The sequence below is a fragment of the Lentzea sp. NBRC 102530 genome (assembly GCF_030269365.1).
Lineage (GTDB): Bacteria > Actinomycetota > Actinomycetes > Mycobacteriales > Pseudonocardiaceae > Lentzea.
The window spans coordinates 751,249-768,228 of record NZ_BSTF01000002.1; the positions used below are offsets into that span (position 1 = coordinate 751,249).

At 71.2% G+C, this 16,980-nt stretch carries 17 protein-coding genes; 8 read left to right on the forward strand and 9 right to left on the reverse strand.

What is annotated here, in order from left to right; translation table 11 throughout:
- Positions 1-51 precede the first annotated feature (51 nt).
- Entirely contained in the window at positions 52-540 is a 489-nt protein-coding gene (locus QSK25_RS07070; protein WP_285634949.1) for a molybdopterin-binding protein, read from the reverse strand.
- A 256-nt stretch (positions 541-796) separates the two neighbouring features.
- Here QSK25_RS07070 and modA point away from each other — a divergent pair, with 256 nt between their 5' ends.
- Positions 797-1,591 (forward strand): molybdate ABC transporter substrate-binding protein, encoded by a 795-nt coding sequence (modA, locus tag QSK25_RS07075; RefSeq protein ID WP_285634951.1) that lies wholly within the window; start codon positions 797-799, stop codon positions 1,589-1,591.
- Between the two features lie 57 nt (positions 1,592-1,648).
- Here modA and pdxY read toward each other — a convergent pair whose 3' ends face one another.
- A complete protein-coding gene (gene pdxY / locus QSK25_RS07080) occupies positions 1,649-2,500 on the reverse strand; it encodes a pyridoxal kinase PdxY (RefSeq protein ID WP_285634959.1) in 852 nt (283 codons plus the stop codon).
- Positions 2,501-2,602: 102 nt separating this feature from the next.
- On the opposite strand from pdxY, the gene QSK25_RS07085 reads away from it, so the two are divergent.
- Positions 2,603-3,760, forward strand: coding sequence for a DUF6357 family protein (locus tag QSK25_RS07085; RefSeq protein ID WP_285634962.1), 1,158 nt, complete (start codon positions 2,603-2,605; stop codon positions 3,758-3,760).
- An 18-nt stretch (positions 3,761-3,778) separates the two neighbouring features.
- Here the strand turns inward: QSK25_RS07085 and QSK25_RS07090 are convergent, their stop codons facing one another.
- From QSK25_RS07090 to QSK25_RS07110, 5 genes are all read right to left on the reverse strand, one after another.
- Positions 3,779-4,126, reverse strand: a complete 348-nt coding sequence (locus tag QSK25_RS07090) for a hypothetical protein (protein ID WP_285634965.1) — start codon at positions 4,124-4,126, stop codon at positions 3,779-3,781.
- Between the two features lie 316 nt (positions 4,127-4,442).
- Positions 4,443-4,673, reverse strand: a complete 231-nt coding sequence (locus tag QSK25_RS07095) for a hypothetical protein (protein WP_285634969.1) — start codon at positions 4,671-4,673, stop codon at positions 4,443-4,445.
- Positions 4,674-4,733: 60 nt separating this feature from the next.
- Entirely contained in the window at positions 4,734-5,330 is a 597-nt protein-coding gene (locus tag QSK25_RS07100; RefSeq protein ID WP_285634973.1) for a DUF6461 domain-containing protein, read from the reverse strand.
- A gap of 39 nt (positions 5,331-5,369) precedes the next feature.
- The gene (locus QSK25_RS07105; RefSeq protein ID WP_285634976.1) at positions 5,370-7,382 is read right to left on the reverse strand and encodes an ATP-dependent Clp protease ATP-binding subunit; all 2,013 of its coding nucleotides are present in this window, start codon (positions 7,380-7,382) and stop codon (positions 5,370-5,372) included.
- Positions 7,383-7,501: 119 nt separating this feature from the next.
- The gene (locus tag QSK25_RS07110) at positions 7,502-8,281 is read right to left on the reverse strand and encodes a GAF and ANTAR domain-containing protein (protein WP_285634978.1); all 780 of its coding nucleotides are present in this window, start codon (positions 8,279-8,281) and stop codon (positions 7,502-7,504) included.
- A gap of 150 nt (positions 8,282-8,431) precedes the next feature.
- Here QSK25_RS07110 and QSK25_RS07115 point away from each other — a divergent pair, with 150 nt between their 5' ends.
- The 3 genes from QSK25_RS07115 (at position 8,432) to QSK25_RS07125 (ending at position 12,642) form a co-directional block, all read left to right on the forward strand.
- Positions 8,432-8,911 carry a hypothetical protein gene (locus QSK25_RS07115; RefSeq protein ID WP_285634981.1) on the forward strand — a complete coding sequence of 160 codons (480 nt, stop codon included), beginning with the start codon at positions 8,432-8,434 and terminating at the stop codon, positions 8,909-8,911.
- A gap of 160 nt (positions 8,912-9,071) precedes the next feature.
- Complete coding sequence (locus QSK25_RS07120) at positions 9,072-9,350, forward strand: early set domain-containing protein (RefSeq protein ID WP_285634984.1); 279 nt, start codon at positions 9,072-9,074, stop codon at positions 9,348-9,350.
- A gap of 154 nt (positions 9,351-9,504) precedes the next feature.
- Entirely contained in the window at positions 9,505-12,642 is a 3,138-nt protein-coding gene (locus QSK25_RS07125; RefSeq protein WP_285634989.1) for a GH92 family glycosyl hydrolase, read from the forward strand.
- Between the two features lie 129 nt (positions 12,643-12,771).
- Here QSK25_RS07125 and QSK25_RS07130 read toward each other — a convergent pair whose 3' ends face one another.
- Together QSK25_RS07130 and QSK25_RS07135 are read right to left on the reverse strand one after the other, a co-directional pair.
- Positions 12,772-13,161 carry an HPF/RaiA family ribosome-associated protein gene (locus QSK25_RS07130; protein ID WP_285634991.1) on the reverse strand — a complete coding sequence of 130 codons (390 nt, stop codon included), beginning with the start codon at positions 13,159-13,161 and terminating at the stop codon, positions 12,772-12,774.
- A gap of 138 nt (positions 13,162-13,299) precedes the next feature.
- On the reverse strand, positions 13,300-13,686 hold the full coding sequence (locus tag QSK25_RS07135; protein ID WP_285634994.1) for a hypothetical protein: 387 nt from the start codon (positions 13,684-13,686) through the stop codon (positions 13,300-13,302).
- A gap of 97 nt (positions 13,687-13,783) precedes the next feature.
- Between QSK25_RS07135 and QSK25_RS07140 the strand changes: the two genes are divergently transcribed.
- The 3 genes from QSK25_RS07140 (at position 13,784) to QSK25_RS07150 (ending at position 16,972) form a co-directional block, all read left to right on the forward strand.
- The gene (locus tag QSK25_RS07140; RefSeq protein ID WP_285635005.1) at positions 13,784-14,482 is read left to right on the forward strand and encodes an SAM-dependent methyltransferase; all 699 of its coding nucleotides are present in this window, start codon (positions 13,784-13,786) and stop codon (positions 14,480-14,482) included.
- A gap of 196 nt (positions 14,483-14,678) precedes the next feature.
- Positions 14,679-15,887: an alcohol dehydrogenase catalytic domain-containing protein gene (locus QSK25_RS07145; protein ID WP_285635008.1), complete on the forward strand. Its 1,209-nt coding sequence runs from the start codon at positions 14,679-14,681 to the stop codon at positions 15,885-15,887.
- Entirely contained in the window at positions 15,884-16,972 is a 1,089-nt protein-coding gene (locus QSK25_RS07150) for a phosphoketolase family protein (protein ID WP_285635011.1), read from the forward strand. Before QSK25_RS07145 ends, QSK25_RS07150 begins: the two co-directional genes overlap by 4 nt.
- Positions 16,973-16,980 lie beyond the last annotated feature (8 nt).

Below are 16,980 nucleotides of genomic sequence, written 5' to 3' on the forward strand. Positions count from 1 at the left end.
CCGAGTCTGTTGTGGACGGTGTGGATGCCGTGGGCCGGTTCGGGTCCGGCGTCACGTGCCGGTCGTCGCCCTGGTCGTGACGCGGGAGATCTCGAGGCACGCCAGGTCGCGGACGTAGCGGCTGGAGCGGCCGTCCCGCGGGGTGACGAGCGTGGGGCGGGTGAGCCTGCGACCGTTGTAGCGGGTGGCGAGCAGGGCCGCGCAGGAACCGAACTCGGGGTCGACCTCGGCCCAGGACAGCGCGACGCGGAAGCCGTCTTTCGAGGTCGCGATGACGACGAAGCTGAGCTCGTCCATCTTGCCGGTCCCGTCGAGGCGCAGGACGACCCTGCTCAGGACGTCGTGCAGGGGCACGCCCTGGACGCAGTGCACCTCGGTCACACGGGTCGTGCGGTACTGGACGTTGACCGGCTCGCGGGCGTGCGCGTCGAGGTGCGCTGTGGAGAACGTCCAGTCCTCGCGGATGTCCCCGGTGACCAGTACCTGGTCGTCCGGGACCGGTGTGCGTGGCGTCGGTACGCGGGCGAGCGAGAGGTCCACGCCACCCACGGTACGACGCCGGACGGTCCTGCAGAAGACAAATCCCGGAGTTCGCTCGTTTGAACGCATCTGCGGGTCTGATCACCTATGTGTTCCGCGATCACGTGTTCACATCACGATTGTCTCCGCAAACGCTGCTGGGCTTTGTCTCCGCAAAAGCGGAACCTAGGATGCCTTCGAGCCGAGGTTGCGGATCGCTCGTCGCTTCGGGTCGAACTCGCTCGTGCAGTCGTCGAAGTCCCGGAGGCCTGAGGTCATGTCCAGAATCGCGCGTGGACTCGTCGTCACCGCCACGGCCGCGCTGGCGCTCGCGGGCTGCGGGTCCGGTGGGCAGAGCGGCGGTGCGCCGGCGTCCGGTGCGGGGGCGCCGAAGGTCACCGGTGACGTCACGGTGTTCGCGGCGGCGTCGCTCACGGAGACGTTCACCCAGCTGGGCGGGGACTTCGAGGCCGCGAACCCCGGTACGAAGGTCAAGTTCAACTTCGGCGGCAGCTCCGCCCTGGCGCAGCAGCTCAACCAGGGCGCTCCGGCCGACGTGTTCGCTTCGGCCGCGCCCGCGAACATGAAGCAGGTCACCGAGACCAAGATCATCACGGACGCGCCCACGACGTTCGCGCGGAACAAACTCGCCATCGCGGTGCCGAAGGGCAACCCGGGCAGGATCGCCGGGCTGCCGGACTTCGCCGACGCCGGCAAGAAGATCGCGTTGTGCGCCGAGCAGGTGCCCTGCGGCGCGGCGGCGAAGAAGGTCTTCGAGGTCGCCGGGGTGACGCCCGCGCCGGACACGCTGGAGCAGGACGTCAAGGCGGTGCTGACCAAGGTCTCGCTGGGTGAGGTCGACGGCGCGCTCGTGTACCGGACGGACGTGAAGGCCGCGGGCGACAAGGTCGAGGGCATCGACTTCGCCGAGGCCGACCAGGCGGTCAACGACTACCCGATCGCGCCGCTCGCCAAGGCGCGGAACGCGGCCGCGGCCAAGGCGTTCGTCGAGTTCGTGCTGTCCGGCAAGGGCAAGTCGGTGCTGAGCGCGGCGGGCTTCGTCAGCCCGTGAGGGCGTCACCGGCCACGAGCGCGAACCCGCCCGCCACGTCTGCTCCGGCGTGGCGGATCAGCGCACCTGCTCGGCCTTGAACTGCATCCGCGGCGTCGCGTAGAACTCCTGGGCCTGCACCAGTCGCAGCTCGCGCTCGCCGGAGCGGTAGGTCAGGTCGATCAGGTCGAAGACGCTCGACGCGGTGCGTTCCAACGCCAGCGCCGCGTCCTTCGTCCGCACGTAATGGGCGGTGAACAGCGCGGCCGTGACGTCGCCGGACCCGTTCGCCTTGAACGGCAGGTGCGGGGTGCTCACGAGCCACGACCCGGCGGTGTCCACGACGAGCATCTCGATCGTGCCCTCCTCCCGGTCGGGCCGCTCGACGCTCGTGACCAGCACGGTCGACGGGCCCATCGCGCGGGCGAGGTCGGCCGAGGCCAGCGTCTCCTCGACGCTCGCCGGCTCGGTGCCGGTGAGGAAGCCCAGCTCGAACTGGTTCGGGGTGATGATGTCGGCCACCGGCACGACCCGGTCGCGCAGCAGCACGGGGATCTCGGGCGCGACGAAGCACCCGGACTTGGCGTTGCCCATCACCGGGTCGCACGCGTAGAGCGCCGCCGGGTTCGCGGCCTTCACCCGGCGCACCGCGTCGATGATCACGTCGGCGATGCCCGTGCCGCCCTGGTAGCCGGACAGCACGGCGTCGACCTGCCCGAACACCCCGCGCTCCTCGACCCCGAGCAGGATCTCGGCCACGTCCGAGGGCGGCAGCAGCGGACCGCGCCACGCGCCGTACCCGGTGTGGTTGGAGAAGTTCACCGTGGGGATCGGGACGACCTCGACCCCGATGCGCTGCAGCGGGAACACGGCGGCGGAGTTGCCGACGTGGCCGTGGGCGACGACCGACTGGATGGACAGAACCTTCATCCGTCCACCCTAGACGGACTCCTGAGCGCCGCCGTGCGACCGGGCCCGGTCGACGCGGACCCTCGGGTCCGCCTGGACCTGGGACGTGCATAGCCTGGGCCGATGAGACCGCTGACCTTCAGTGACGACGGGGACGACGAGCAGGACTGGCTCCCCGGCGGGAGCCGGTCCGCCGCGGACGCCTTCCTGGAGTTCGTGGCCCGGCGCCGCGGCGAGGACACCACGTCGTTCTCCATGGAGGACTCGGCGGCCGAAGAAGCACTGGTGTTCATGCTCGACATCGGCGCCATCTGCCGGGTCAGGGGGTGGCAGGACCCGCACACCGAGTACCGGGTCGTGACGAGCAGAAGCGACCACCACACCCTGGCGACGGAGTTCGCCCGCGGCGGGTTCGCCGCGCTCGACCTCCACGGACCCTGGCTGCCGGACGCGGAGAGCTTCCTGCAGGCCCGGTCGGCCCACCTCGGGCAACGGGCCGCCCGCAACAGGGCGGGTCGTGACGAACGCGGCGCGGAGCTCCGATCCGAGTTCGACCGCTCCGTGCTGCGGCGGACCCACCCGCGCGAGCTGCGCCGCCGTCTGGAGGTCCTGACCCGCGCCGGCGGACGCGAGCCGGCAACGGTCACCGGCGTCACCCACTACCGCACCGGTGACGCCGTCAACGCCTGGTTCACGGCCGGCGGACGCGGCATCGTGGTGACGTTCGACCCCGCCGGCCCTCTCGGTTCCACAGAGGACGCCCGCGCGCACGCCGCCCTGTACGACGGCGTACCGCCAGACCTGCTCGCCCTGGTGCGGAACGTGCCGGAGACGCGCGCGGTCCCGCACCCCGACGGCGGCACGCTCGTGGCGGCCACCGGGATCTTCACCTTCTCCGGGCCGTGCGCGATGGCGGACGGCCTGGTGACGCGCCTGCAGGAGGACGGCCTGGGCATCGAGGCCACCGGACTCGGCCTGCTCGAAAGCCTTCTCGAAGGGCCCGCACCGGACGCTGAGCCTGCCGCACCGCTCGACCCCGAGGCGCTGACCCGCTTCTGCCGGATCTGGGCCGACACCGGGTACAACGACCGCTGGGACACGCACTACGTCCTCTTCGACAGCAACACGGTCGAGGAGGCCGGCCCGGCCCGTGACGACCTCCTGGAGCTGGTCCGCACACTCGGACTCGAGCGCGTCGACGCTCCACCCGGAGCTTCCACGGGCGAGGTGTGGGTCCGCACGGACCCGCGCATCGACGCGGAGCTCGGCAACTGGTCGTGACCGGTGGCCGTCGCGGGATCAGCCGGTGAGTCCGGGCAGGTGGTAGCCGGTGTGCTCGTCCCACTCGATCTCGAGGTCGTCGAGGGTGAAGGTCCAGTCCGCATCCGGCACCGCGCCGCGCAGCGCGGTGACCGCGGCCAGCCAGTGCACCAGTGACGGGACCACCCTGTCGTCCGTGAAGGGCAGCTTGGTCGACCCGTCGAGCACCGTTCCGGGCTCGAGCCGGTCGTAGAGGTACAGGCCCTCTTCGTCCGTCGAGAACGGCGCGTTCGCGTTGGCGGTGTCGACGGCCTGGCCGACCGCCGCCAGTTCGGCTTCGTTCAGCGGGGTCGTGCGATGAGCCGCGTAGTAGAGGGATACGCCCACGCGGACCACCCTAACCGGGCTCGCCCCGCGGTCCTGCCCTCACCCGCCCGGTGTCAACCGGCACCGGGCAGACCGCGTCCAGGAACCGCTGGCTGTGCTCGTCGCTGGGTTCCCTGCAGGCCCGCAGGAACCGTGCCTCCAGTAGGCTCGATGACTTCAGTGTGGATCGAACTGAAACCTTTCGGCGACGTAACCTGCGAAGACCCGTCGCGTCACCAAGATGACAGCGACATGAAGCCGCCCCGCACAGTGCTGATCACATGATCGAGTTCTGGGGGCTCCATGAGGGATGACGGGCTGAGCAGGCGGACCCTGCTCAGCCGCTCAGCGGAAGGACCGCGACGATTCCTGGGTAGCCGTCGTCGAAGGTGTGCGACTGGCGCATCTGCTCGGGCGTGCGAGGCTCGAGCGTGTCCATCAGGTCGCCCGCGCGGCGCAGCGCTCCCAGCGGTTGCACGTCGCGGACGAGCACGAGGTCGAAGATCTCACCGAGGAAGGGCCCGGGGCCCATCGAGGCGTCCACCCAGGACAGGTCGTGCTGGTTCACGTCGGTCCCCAGTGCGGTGAGGGTGTTCGTCCCTCGCCGTGAATTCGAGTCGTGCTGTGGTCAATGCTTCCGGCGCCGCGGGATCGCCCCTGCGGGCCAGCGCTCGGTCACGACCATTCTGCTCGTTGCCCGGACGCCGGTGAGCCTGGCCAGCAACTCGAGCGTGGCCGGCCCGAGGTGGTCGTGTTCGCTCGAGCCGTCTGGGTCGATGCCGACGGCACGCATGTCGTCGACGAGGTGATCTGGACTGCTCCCGGTTCGATGCGCGGCCAGGGCGGGCTCGAACTCCGTCACCACTTCGCCGTCGACCGCGAGGGAGAACCGTTCCAATCCGCCTCCTGTGTGGTAGTAGCTCACAGCGGTGCGCTCGCGTGAGATCTCCCGCAGCCAGTCTCCGTCGGCACCCTTCAGGGAGTGGAACTCGATCAGAACCGACCACTCGCCTGCCGGGGCGACCCGAAGCCCGGCGTCTCCCTGCCTGAACGGCACTACCTGGGCATCTTCCGCGTTCCAACGGGTGTCGCCGATCCTCGTCGCGCCGACGGCTGACAACAGGTCCTCGGCAGACATGTTCTGGACGCAGGTCACGCAGAACATGACCGTCGCCGGATCGCTCACCCACTCGAAGTCGTCGCCGGTTTCTGCCGCTGGAGCCACGCGAACGACCCTAACGGAGCGGGCGAGCCGGGCTGACGATCAGGCCGGGGGATCGGTGACGTGCAGGGTCAGCTCCTCGTCGACGACGGTCACCAGGACGTGCTGCCCGCCGCGCAGTTCGCCCGCCAGCAGTGCGCGGGACAGCCGACGGTCCAGTTCCCTCGCGATCGTGCGGCGCAGCGGCCGGGCGCCGTACTCGGGCACGTGGCCTCGTGCCGCGAGCCAGTCGACCGCCGGGTCGTCCACGTCCAGCGTGATGTCCTGCTCGCGCAGCCGCTGGCGGGTGCGGTCGAGCAGCAGTGCCGTGATCTGCCTGAGCTGGCCGGGGTCGAGGCCGCGGAACAGGATGATCTCATCGACGCGGTTGAGGAACTCCGGGCGGAAGGAACGGCGCACCGCGGCCATCAGCGGTTCGCGCAGCTGCTCGACTTCCGTGCCCGAGGTGGCGGCGGCGAGCAGCTGGTCGGCGCCGATGTTGCTGGTCATGATGATCACGGTGTTGGTGAAGTTCGCGGTGCGTCCCTGCGCGTCGGTGAGCCGGCCCGCGTCGAGGACCTGCAGCAGCGTGTTGAAGACGTCCGGGTGCGCCTTCTCGATCTCGTCCAGCAGGAGCACCGAGTACGGGGTGCGCCGGACGGCGCCGGTGAGCTGGCCGGCGTCCTCGTAGCCGACGTGGCCCGGTGGTGCGCCGATGAGGCGGGAGACGGTGTGCTGCTGCCCGAACTCGCTCATGTCGAACCGGATCAGGTGGTCCGGTGAGCCGAACAGCGCTTCCGCCAGGGCTCGCGCGACCTCCGTCTTGCCCACGCCGGTGGGGCCGAGGAACAGGAACGAGCCGACGGGCCGGTTCGGGTGCTTGAGGCCTGCCCGGCCCTGGCGGACCGCGTCGGCCACCGCCTCGACCGCCTCCTCCTGCCCGACGATCCGCCGGTGCAGGTGGTCCTCCAGGTGCAGCAACCGGTGCCGTTCGGCCTCGGTGAGCTGGGCGACCGGGATGCCCGTGCTGCGTGACACGACCTCGGCGACGTCGTTCGGCTCTACCTCGGGCGCGTTGGCCTGTGCGGCCCTGGCGGCCTCCAGTTCGGCGACCGCCCGGCGGAGGTCGTCGTCGAGGAACGGCGCGTCCTCGGCCTGGGCGGCGTCCCGTTCCCGCGTCAGCCGGCTCACCCGCTGTGCGAGCTCCGCCGGGTCCGGTGGCATCGGGGCCTTCTCGCGCAGCCGGACCCGCGCGCCCGCGCGGTCCACCAGGTCGACCGCCTTGTCCGGCAGGAACCGGTCGGTGAGGTAGCGGGCCGACAGTTCGACGGCGGCCACGATCGCCTCGTCGGTGATCCGCACCCCGTGGTGCGTCTCGTACCGGGCGCGCAGGCCGCGGAGGATGGCGATCGTCTCGGCGGGCGACGGCTCGGCGACGAGGACGGGCTGGAACCGCCGTTCGAACGCCGCGTCCTTCGCGATGTGGCGGCGGTACTCCTCGGCCGTGGTCGCGCCGACGACCTGGAGCCGTCCGGTGGTGAGCGCGGGCTTGAGGATGTTCGCGGCGTCCATCGGCGCGTCCTCGGCGCTGCCCGCGCCGACGACGGTGTGCAGTTCGTCGATGAACAGGACCACCATCCGGTTCGACGCCGCGACCTCCTCGATCACGTCGCGCAGGCGTTCCTCGAACTCGCCCCGGTACTTCGACCCGGCCACCAGGCTCGCCAGGTCCAGCGAGACCAGCCGCCTGCCGCTGAGCGTGGCGGGCACGTCGCCGGCCGCGATCCGGGCCGCGATGCCCTCGACGATCGCGGTCTTGCCCACCCCCGGATCGCCGATCAGGACGGGGTTGTTCTTGGTGCGTCGCGACAACACCTCGAGCACCTCGTCGACGACGTCCTCCCGGCCGATCACCGGGTCGAGCAGGCCGTCACGCGCCGCGGCGGTGAGGTCGCGTCCGTGGTGATCGGTGCGCCTCGTCGCGGACGAGGGCCGGCCGAGCCCGCCGAACACCTTCCCGAGGAGGTCCTCCCACGAGGTGGAGCCGAAGCCGAACACCCAGTCGTCACCGCTCACGGCCCGCCACCTTCACCCGGTCGAGGGACTTCCACTCCGATCCTCCTCCGTGCGGGGCGCGTGCACAGACCAGACACGGCAGGAGCGAGCGCCGTGCACCGTGCCGGCCCAGTTCCTGCTCAGGCGCGTCGGACGGTCGAGAGCAGGTTCGTGGCGACGTCGCGGAGCTTGACGTTCTCGCGCTGCGACTGCTGCACCAGCTTGGTGAACGCCTCGTCCGCGGTGCAGGAGTGCACGGCCATCAGCACTCCTTTGGCCTGGTCGATGACCGCGCGGGAGGTGAGCGCCCGTTCGAGCTGCTGGACCTGGGCGCGGGAGTGCTGCCACCGCCGGGCGCTGGTGATCGCCGCCTGTGCCGAGGCGGTGAACAGGCGGAGGAGACCTTCGTCGAACGGGTCGAAGGCGGAGGCGGTGAAGCTGTAGATGTTGAGCGAGCCGATGTGCCGCTCGGGGTCGCCGTCCGTCGCGGGCAGCACGACCGGGACCGACAGGTAGGCGCGGACGCAGTGCTCCTCGGCGGCGGCCTCGAACTCCGGCCACTGGTCGCGGTGCTCGCCGGTCGCCGCGCGTACCGTGCGCAGCAGCCGCGCGGAGTCGAGGCTCGGGCCGCGTCCGGCGCGGTACTGCCGCTCGTCGACGTCGGCCAGCCGGGAGTCGGTGGTGGCCGCGGTGCGCGGGCGGTCCTCCGTGACCAGGGAGGCCGTCACCGCGTCGGCGTCGGGGACCGCTCTGGCCGCGGTCTCCGCGATGCGCCGCAACGCTTCCTCGAGCGGTTCCTCGCCGGTGAAGGCCTCGTGCAGGGCGGCCAGTGCCGCGGCGGTGTCGTCGAGGCGGGCCACGGGGTCCGGCCGGTCGTGGTGGGACGATGGCGTCGAGCCCGGACTCGTGCGGTCGGCCATGCCGCGGTGCTCCTCGGTCGGCGAGTGGGAACCACGGCGCCGACTGCTTGACGCACGTTGCGCGAACATCATAAGTGGACCGTGCCGGCTGCCCCGGACCAGTCAGATGAGTGGAGAACGGCCGGCCGCCGGCGGAGGGGGAGGACCGGGGTGGAAGACGACCTGATGGCCAGGGTGACGGCGACGGTGCAGCGTGGGCGGGCGGGGGAGCGGGTCGCCGCCCGCGAAGAACTGGAGTCGATGTGGGCCGAGGTCGAGCACGGCGGGGGCGACGACTTCCACCGCTGCGTGATCGCGCACTTCCTGGCCGACCTGCAGGACGATCAACGCGACGAACTGGCGTGGGATGAGCGGGCCCTCGCCGCGGTTCGCGGGGTGAGCGACGAGCGCGCCCAGCGGTTCGACCAGTCGTTGCAGGTGCGGGGGTTCATGCCGTCGCTGTACCTCAGCCTCGCCGACGACCACCGGCGGCTCGGCGACGCGGCCCGCGCCCGCGAGTTCCTCGAGAAGGCCCGGGCCGTGTCCGACGCTCTGGGTGAGGACGCCTACGGCGCGCTGGTCAAGGGCATCCTGGACAAGTTGGAGCGAGCGGTGGCCGAGGGTTCGACCGAGCCACTACCGGCCGACTGACGCCGGGCGCGAACGGGAACTCGTGCCGAACTTCCGGCCGGACCACTCGATCAGGCGGTTTACCCGTCGCGCGGCGCGTCAGCACGCGGGCCCGTCGCGGCCCGGCGGCAGTCTGGAACGCGAGGGTGGACCGAAGAAGTGCGGAAGGAACGACGACTCGATGATCCGGATCCTGCACACCAAGGACCAGCAGGTGCGAGTGACGTGGGCGCTGCCCCGGCACGAGCCCCCGGGCCCGGTCAGCGTGGTCGGTGACTTCAACGACTGGACTCCCGGGACGACCGCGCTCCGGGCTCGTTCCAACGGCAGCCGCACCGCCTCGGTCGTCGTGGCGCGCGGGACCACGCTGTGCTTCCGCTACCTCGGCCCGAACGGCCACTGGTTCGACGACGAGGACGCGGCGGACCGCGACGACCAGGGGTGCCGGATCACGGTGTGACGCCGCGGCGACCGGCACCGCGCGGACGACCGGGGATCTAATCGTCCACTGTGGACTGCGATGTCCGGTGCGAGCCAAGTCTGCGCCAAAACGTTGACGCGGCACCTCCTGATCGGAAAGTTCGACGGAGATGACGTCGACGACAGGAGACCTGGTGCGACTCGGGTTAGCGATGTCCCTGGTCATGGCGGCGGTGCTCGGCGCGCCCACCGGTGCGCTCGCGGACCCTCCGCCGGAACCGGTGGCCGATCCGGCCGCGTACGTCGACCCGATGATCGGCACCGGTCGCGGTGGCGCCACGGTAGGCGAGATCAACAACTTCCCCGGCCCGTCCAGGCCGTTCGGCATGATGCAGTTCTCGCCGGACACACAGGGTTCCTACGCGGGCTACCAGTACCACTCCGACCGCATCCGGGGCTTCAGCCTCACCCACGCGTCGGTCGGCTGCACGGCGTTCGGCGACGTGCCCCTGCTGCCCGTCGCCGGTGAGATCGGGGCGGCTCCCTGGGACCGCACCGAGCCGTTCACCCACGTCGGCGAGCAGGCGGAGCCGGGCTACTACGCGGTCACGCTCGGGAACGTCCGCGCGGAACTGACCGCCAGCACCCGCACCGGTCTCGCCACCTTCACCTACCCGCAGGGCGCGACGCCGCAGGTGTTGCTCAAGGCGGGTGGCAGCCTCGCCGGGAACTCCCGTGCCGACGTGCGGATCACCGGTGACAGGGAGCTCAGCGGCTCGGTCACCACCGGCGACTTCTGCGGCAAGGGCAACGACTACACCCTCTACTACCACGTCACCTTCGACCAGCCGTTCACCGCGCACGGCACGTGGGACGGCCGCACCATCACGCCCGGCTCGGACAGCGCCGACGCGCCCAGGGCGGGCGCGTACCTGACGTTCGGCTCCGGCGCGGTCGTGCGGGCGAAGGTCTCGATGTCGTACGTGAGCGTCGACGGCGCGAAGGCGAACATGGCGGGGGAGGTGCCGGACTGGGGCTTCGACGCGGTTCGGCGGGCGACCAGGGACGCGTGGTCGGGTGCGCTCGGCAAGATCGGGGTCGCCGGCCGGGACCAGGCGCAGCTCAGGACCTTCTACACCGCTCTGTACCACTCCTTGTTGCACCCCAACGTCTTCGACGACCTGGACGGCCGGTACATCGGGTTCGACGACCAGATCAGGACGTTGCCGAAAGGCCGCCACCAGTACGCGAACTTCTCCGACTGGGACACCTACCGCTCGCTCGCACCGTTGCAGGCCATGCTCTTCCCGCGAGAGGCCAGCGACATGGCGCAGTCGCTGACCAACGACGCCGTGCAGGGCGGCTGGTGGCCGCGGTGGCCGATCGCGAACGACTACACCGGCCAGATGACCGGGGACAGTTCGGTGGCACTGGTCTCCACGCTGCACGCGTTCGGAGCGAAGGACTTCGACGTGCGGACGGCGCTGAAGTACCTCGTGAAGGGCGCGACCTCGGTGGACCACACGCCGGGCGCGTACCAGGAGAGGCCCGGCATCGAGCAGTACGTCGCCCGCGAGTACATGCCCAACAACGACGCGGCGCGCGGCGACCACGCCCGCGTCGGCGCGTCGATCACGCTGGAGTGGGCGGTCGACGACTTCGCCATCGCCCGGTTCGCGCAGGCCATCGGGGAGCACGCCACCGCCCGCGAGTTCACCCGGCGCGGCCAGTACTGGCAGAACGTCTTCAACCCCATCACCGACCACGTCGCGCCGCGCGGGCAGGACGGCCGGTTCCCGGACGGGCCGGGGTTCGTGCCGCCGCGGCCCGGCAGGTTCGGGCAGAACGGCTTCGACGAGGGCAACGCCGCCCAGTACTCCTGGATGGTGCCGCAGAACCCGGCGGGCCTCGTGACCGCGATGGGCGGCCCGGCGGCGGTGTCGCAGCGCCTCGACACGTTCTTCCAGAAGCTCAACATCGGCCCGAACGAGCCGTACATGTGGATCGGCAACGAGCCGAACTTCGGCGTGCCGTGGCTCTACAACCACGTCGGGCAGCCGTGGAGGACGCAGGAGGTCGTGCGCCGCATCGCCACGACGTCGTTCAGCGCCACACCCGACGGCGCACCGGGCAACGACGACCTCGGCGCGATGTCCTCCTGGTACGTCTGGGCCGCGCTGGGCGTCTACCCGGCCGTCCCCGGCACCCCGGACCTCGTGGTGCACAGCCCGTTGTTCGAACGCGCGGTGCTCTCGCTGCCGACCGGACGCAAGATCGACATCCGGGCGCCCGAGGCGTCCACGACCACACCGTACGTGCAGGGGCTCCGGCTCAACGGCCTCCGCTGGGACCGCACCTTCTTGCCGCGCAACGCTTTCCGCGACGGCGGCCGGCTGGACTTCTCCCTCGCGGCCACGCCGGACCGGACGTGGGCGGCGACGAGCACCCCACCGTCCTATCGCGACGGTGAGAAGCCCTTCCTGGCGGCGGCCACCAGCCAGATCACCGTCGCACCCGGTGGCACGGGCCGGTTCGAGGTGAGCGCCCAGCGACTGGGCGGTCGCGACCGCGTGCTCGAGGTGACGGCGGCCCCTCCGGCGGGCATCACCGTCACCGGGCAGGGCCCGCTCGCGCTGGACGATCGGACCGGCAGCGGCGGCGTGCGGCCGACCGTCACCGTCGCACCGGGCACCGCCGAGGGCTACTACGAGGTGCCGGTGATCGTCACCGGCGGCCGGACGGCGTCGCCCAGTTCGGTCATCGTGTTGGTGGCCAAGGAGAACAGCCTCGCCGCGGCGCTCGGGAACGTCGGCATCTCCGACGACGGCGACGTGGGGTCGGCGGACGTCGACGGCGCCGGGAACAGCTTCTCCCGTCAGGCGCTCGCGGCCGCGGGACTCGTCGGCGGCAGGACGCACGAGGTCGCGGGCACCTCGTTCGTCTGGCCCGCCGCACCTCCGGGCCGCGCGGACAACGTCGTACCCGCGGGCCAGACGATCGCGGTCGACGCACCGGCGACCCGCCTGTCGTTCATCGGCGCGGCCACGAACGGCGACCAGCGCGCGACCGCGACGGTGACCTTCACCGACGGCACCACGGGCCAGGCCGACCTGTCGTTCGGTGACTGGGTGCTGCCCGGCGGCGGCCAGGAACCGGTGTTCGGCAACGCGGTCGTCGCCCGCGCCGAGTACCGCAACCGCCCCGACGGCGCGCGGCCGGGCGCGATGGTCTTCGCGACGGCACCGTTCGAGGCGCCCGCAGGGAAGCAGGTCGCCTCGGTGACGCTGCCGTCCAACGGGAACATCCACGTGTTCGCGATCGGCCGGTCGTGACGGTCGTGACGAGTCGTGGGCTTGCCGGTCAGGACTGCCTGGTCTGCCGCCCCCGGTAGCCGCGTGGCGGGACGGCTGTTGCCTCCCAGGACAGGAGCCCGGGAGGCAACGGCGCTCGTGCCGCCTCGATCAGCCCCGAGCCTCGTCCTCGGTCGCGCCGACCAGCTCCGGGTCCTCCGGAGCGGGCATGTGGCGGATGCTGTCACTGCCCTTGTGGTCGTGGGCGCGGTCGTACCGGGAGTCCAGCACCCTGCCCAGCTTGTGCGCCGCACCGGTGTACGCGTCGTCCACCGTGGTGGCGTGGTGGGTGACCGCGACCGGCTGCTTGCCTCCCGGGCGTGCCTCGATGACGCACTTCTTGTCCTCTGGCTTGCCGCCGCCGTCCTCGCTGAGGTGCACTTCCACGCGGGTCAGCCAGCCGCTGAACCGGGACAGGCTGCTTTCCAGGTCGGTGGTCACATAGGTGGCCAGTCGTTCGCCACCATGGATGTTGTGGTCGGTGTTGACCTGGATCTGCATGAGCACCCTCCGGAACGGGACTGAGATGGTCTTGGTCGATACCACCGGAGCATCGGTTTCAAACGTGGCCGAGTTCCCACCGTCGTGACGGGGATCGGTGACGTGGCGAATGCTCAGGGTGGCGGTGCAGCAGCTGGGTCAGCCGGTGTTCCGGCGATGCGCGGTGGGTGTCGCCGACGAGGTCCAGCGCTCACCCGTGCCGGCGGCAGTGGTCGGACGCGTCCCGGCCACCTGTGCCGGGACGTCGCCGGGCAGCGCGCAGGCGTCGATGACCTGCACGGCGTGGGGCTGGAGCGCGACCGCGCGGGTGGTCACCTCCAACAGCGACCGCAGGACGACCAGGCGTGCGGCGGAATCCCGCGCAGGCGCCGTGTCCGGGCCTCGCCGCGGGCGACGCCCCGGGATCCGCAGGCGAGCCACCAGCCTCGGCCAGCCGGCGTCCAGCACGTCCCCGGCGTACCCGTCCCGGCCACGATTCCACGCGAGAACGCCCGCATCGACGCGCTGGTAACACGTGCGACACAAGATCGAGATTCTGCTAGACAGCGGTGTGGACCGACGTGAACTCAGCGCTCTCGCGCACGCAGACCATCCGATCTCGGCTCCGCTGAGCGACAGCACAGTGGCGCACCTCCTGCACCGGGCCGTCCGCGGCCAGAACGATCACCTGATCGACCTGGGCTGTGGCGACGGCACCTGGTTGCTGCGCGCGCTGCAGACGTACGGCGGCGCAACGGCTGTCGGGGTCGACATCTCGGGCGCGGGCTTCGACGACGTCCTCGGCGAGGCCGCCCGGCTCGGTGTGGCGGACCGGCTCGAACTGCGCCGCCAGGACGTCGCCGAGTACCGGTCGTCCAGGAAGGCGGACCTGGTGCTCAGCGTGGGAGCCGCCTACGCGTTCGGCGGGCTGCTCGAGACGTTGAACGCCGCTCGGGAGCACCTCGCCGAAGACGGCTTGCTCCTGCTCGGCGACTGCTTCTGGGAGCACGAGCCCGACCCCGCCGTCCGGGCGGAGATCGAGAGCGGCCCGCAGAAGTTCGCGGACCTCCCGACCACCGTGGCCCAGGTCGTCGCCGACGGGTGGACACCGGTCTACGGGCACACCAGCACCATCGAGGAGTGGGACGAGTACCAGTGGTGCTGGACCGGCACCCTCGCCCAGTGGGCTCTCGACCACCCCGACCACCCCGACAGCGAGGTCGCCCTGCGGATGTCGGCGGACCACCGCACCGGCTGGCTGGGCGGCTACCGCGGAGTCCTCGGGTTCGTCGTTCTCCTGCTGCGGCGCACACCTCCGTCGGCACCGACCGAAGCGTCCTGACGCTTCCCCTCTGCGCACAACCGTTTCGTGCAGCCTCCAGCAGGTCAGTCCGATGAGGACTCCGTGCGGCGCCGGGCCGGCGCCTCCGTGGTCTGCGCCTACCCGCTGGGCGGCTGGTGACACCCGTCCGGGCCGTGTTTGTGCCGGTCGGTCGCGGGAACACGATCGCGAAGTGGCCGCTGAGAGGAGAACTGACGTGAAGGCTGTCGTGTGGCACGGAACGGGCGACATCCGCCTTGACGACGTGCCCGATCCGCAGTTGTTCGAACCGACGGACGCGATCGTGCGCATCACCCGCAGCGCCATCTGCGGCACGGACCTGCACATGGTGCGGGGCACCCTGCCGGGCATGATGGAGGGCACCGTGCTGGGGCATGAGGCCGTGGGTGTCGTGGTGGAGGTCGGCGACGCGGTGCGCGGGTTCTCCACAGGCGACCGCGTGGTGGTGACGTCGACGATCGGGTGCGGTACGTGTTCGTATTGCCGTGCGGGGTATTACGCGCAGTGCGACAAGGCGAACCCGAACGGTCCGGCGGCGGGCACCTGTTTCTTCGGCGGGCCTCAGTCGACCGGACCGGTGAACGGCCTGCAGGCCGAGTTCGCGCGGATCCCGCACGCCTCCACGACGCTGGTCAGGGTTCCCGACGAGGTCACCGACGACCAGGCGATCCTGCTCTCGGACATCTTTCCCACGGCGTGGTTCGGTGCCCGGCTGGCCGAGGTCGGCGACGGCGACACCGTGGTGGTGCTGGGCGCCGGTGTGGTGGGGCAGCTCGCGATCGCCTCGGCCAAGCGGCAGGGGGCCGCGCGGGTGCTCGTGGTGGACGGGAACAGGTCCCGGCTGGAGAAGGCACGGGCGCAGAACGCGGAGGTCGTGGACTTCAGCACCGAGGACCCGGTCGCGGTGGTCAGGGAGCTGACCGGTGGTGTCGGGCCGGATCGGGTCGTCGACGCAGTCGGGATCGACGCGGAACGTCCCTCGTCCGGGCCCGCGGCGGACGGGGTGGAGGACCTCGCCGACTTCGGCGAGGAGAAGGAGCTGGCCGCGCCGGACGCGTCGCCGGACGGCGAGTTGTGGCAGCCCGGGTCGGCGCCGAGCCTCGCGCTGCGGTGGGCGGTGCAGATGGTGGCGAAGGCCGGGTCCGTCGGCGTGATCGGGGTGTACCCGCCCGGGTTCGACCGGTTCCCGATCGGCGAGGCGATGAACAAGAACCTCACCGTGCGGATGGGCAACTGCAACCACCGGCGTTATCTGCCGCGGCTGATGGACCTGGTGCTGACCGGGGTGGTCGACCCGATCCCGTTCATCACGCAGTACGAGAAGCCCACGTCGGCGATCGACGCGTACCGGACGTTCGACCTGCGCGAGGACGGATGGCTCAAGACCGTTCTCGAGGTCGCGTGACCGCCCGGCGGTACCGCCGCGCCGCTGACTACCTCGCCGCGGCCATGATCTACCTCAGGGACAACGTGCTGCTCGACGAGCCGTTGCGGGCCGAGCACCTCAAGCCGCGGCTGCTCGGCCACTGGGGTACGTGTCCCGGGATCACGTTCGCCTACCGGGGTCTCAACAAGCTCGTCAAGGACAGCGGGCGGCGCACGTTGCTGGTCACCGGGCCCGGCCACGGCGCCCCGGCGGTGCACGCCAACCTGTGGCTGGAAGGCACGCACGAGGTGTTCGACCCCGCGTTGGGCCGGGACCGGGCAGGGCTGACCGAGCTCGTGCGGCGGTTCTCCTGGCCCGGCGGGTTTCCCAGCCACCTTTCGCCCGCCGTGCCCGGTGTCGTCAACGAGGGCGGGGAACTGGGGTACGCGCTCTCCACCGCTTTCGGGGCGGCGGCGGACGATCCGGGACTGCTGGTCGCGTGCATCGTCGGGGACGGCGAGGCGGAGACCGGGCCGACGGCGGCCTCGTGGCACGGTGGCACGTTCTTCGACGACCCGGCGCACGGCCAGGTGCTGCCGATCCTGCACCTCAACGGCTACAAGATCTCCTCGCCGACGGTGTACGCGTCGATGGCCGACGAGGACCTGATCGCGCACTTCCGGGCGCTGGGATGGGCGCCGCGGGTCGTCGACGTGGAGTCCACGGCGGACCCGGATGCCGAGCTGGACGCGGCGCTGGCCGCGGCGGACCGCCGGACGATGGTCCTGCTGCGCAGCCCCAAGGGGTGGGGCGTTCCCCGCGAGGACGCCGGTGGGAGGCCGCTGGAAGGCACCTTCCACGCCCACCAGGTGCCGCTCGAACACGACCAGGTCGAGCTGGTCGAACGCTGGTTGCGTTCGTACCGGCCGGAAGAGCTGTCGCCGACGGGGTGCCGCACCGGGACCTGCTGGACGAACTGCCGCCGGAGGACCTGCGTCTCGGCCGGGTACCGCAGGCGAACGGGGGTGCGCTGCGGCGGGAGCTGCCGTTGCCGGACCTCGCGGAGTTCGCCGTGGCCACCGACGAGCCCGCCAGCCCGACGAGGACCGCCGGCGCGTGGCTGACCGCGCTG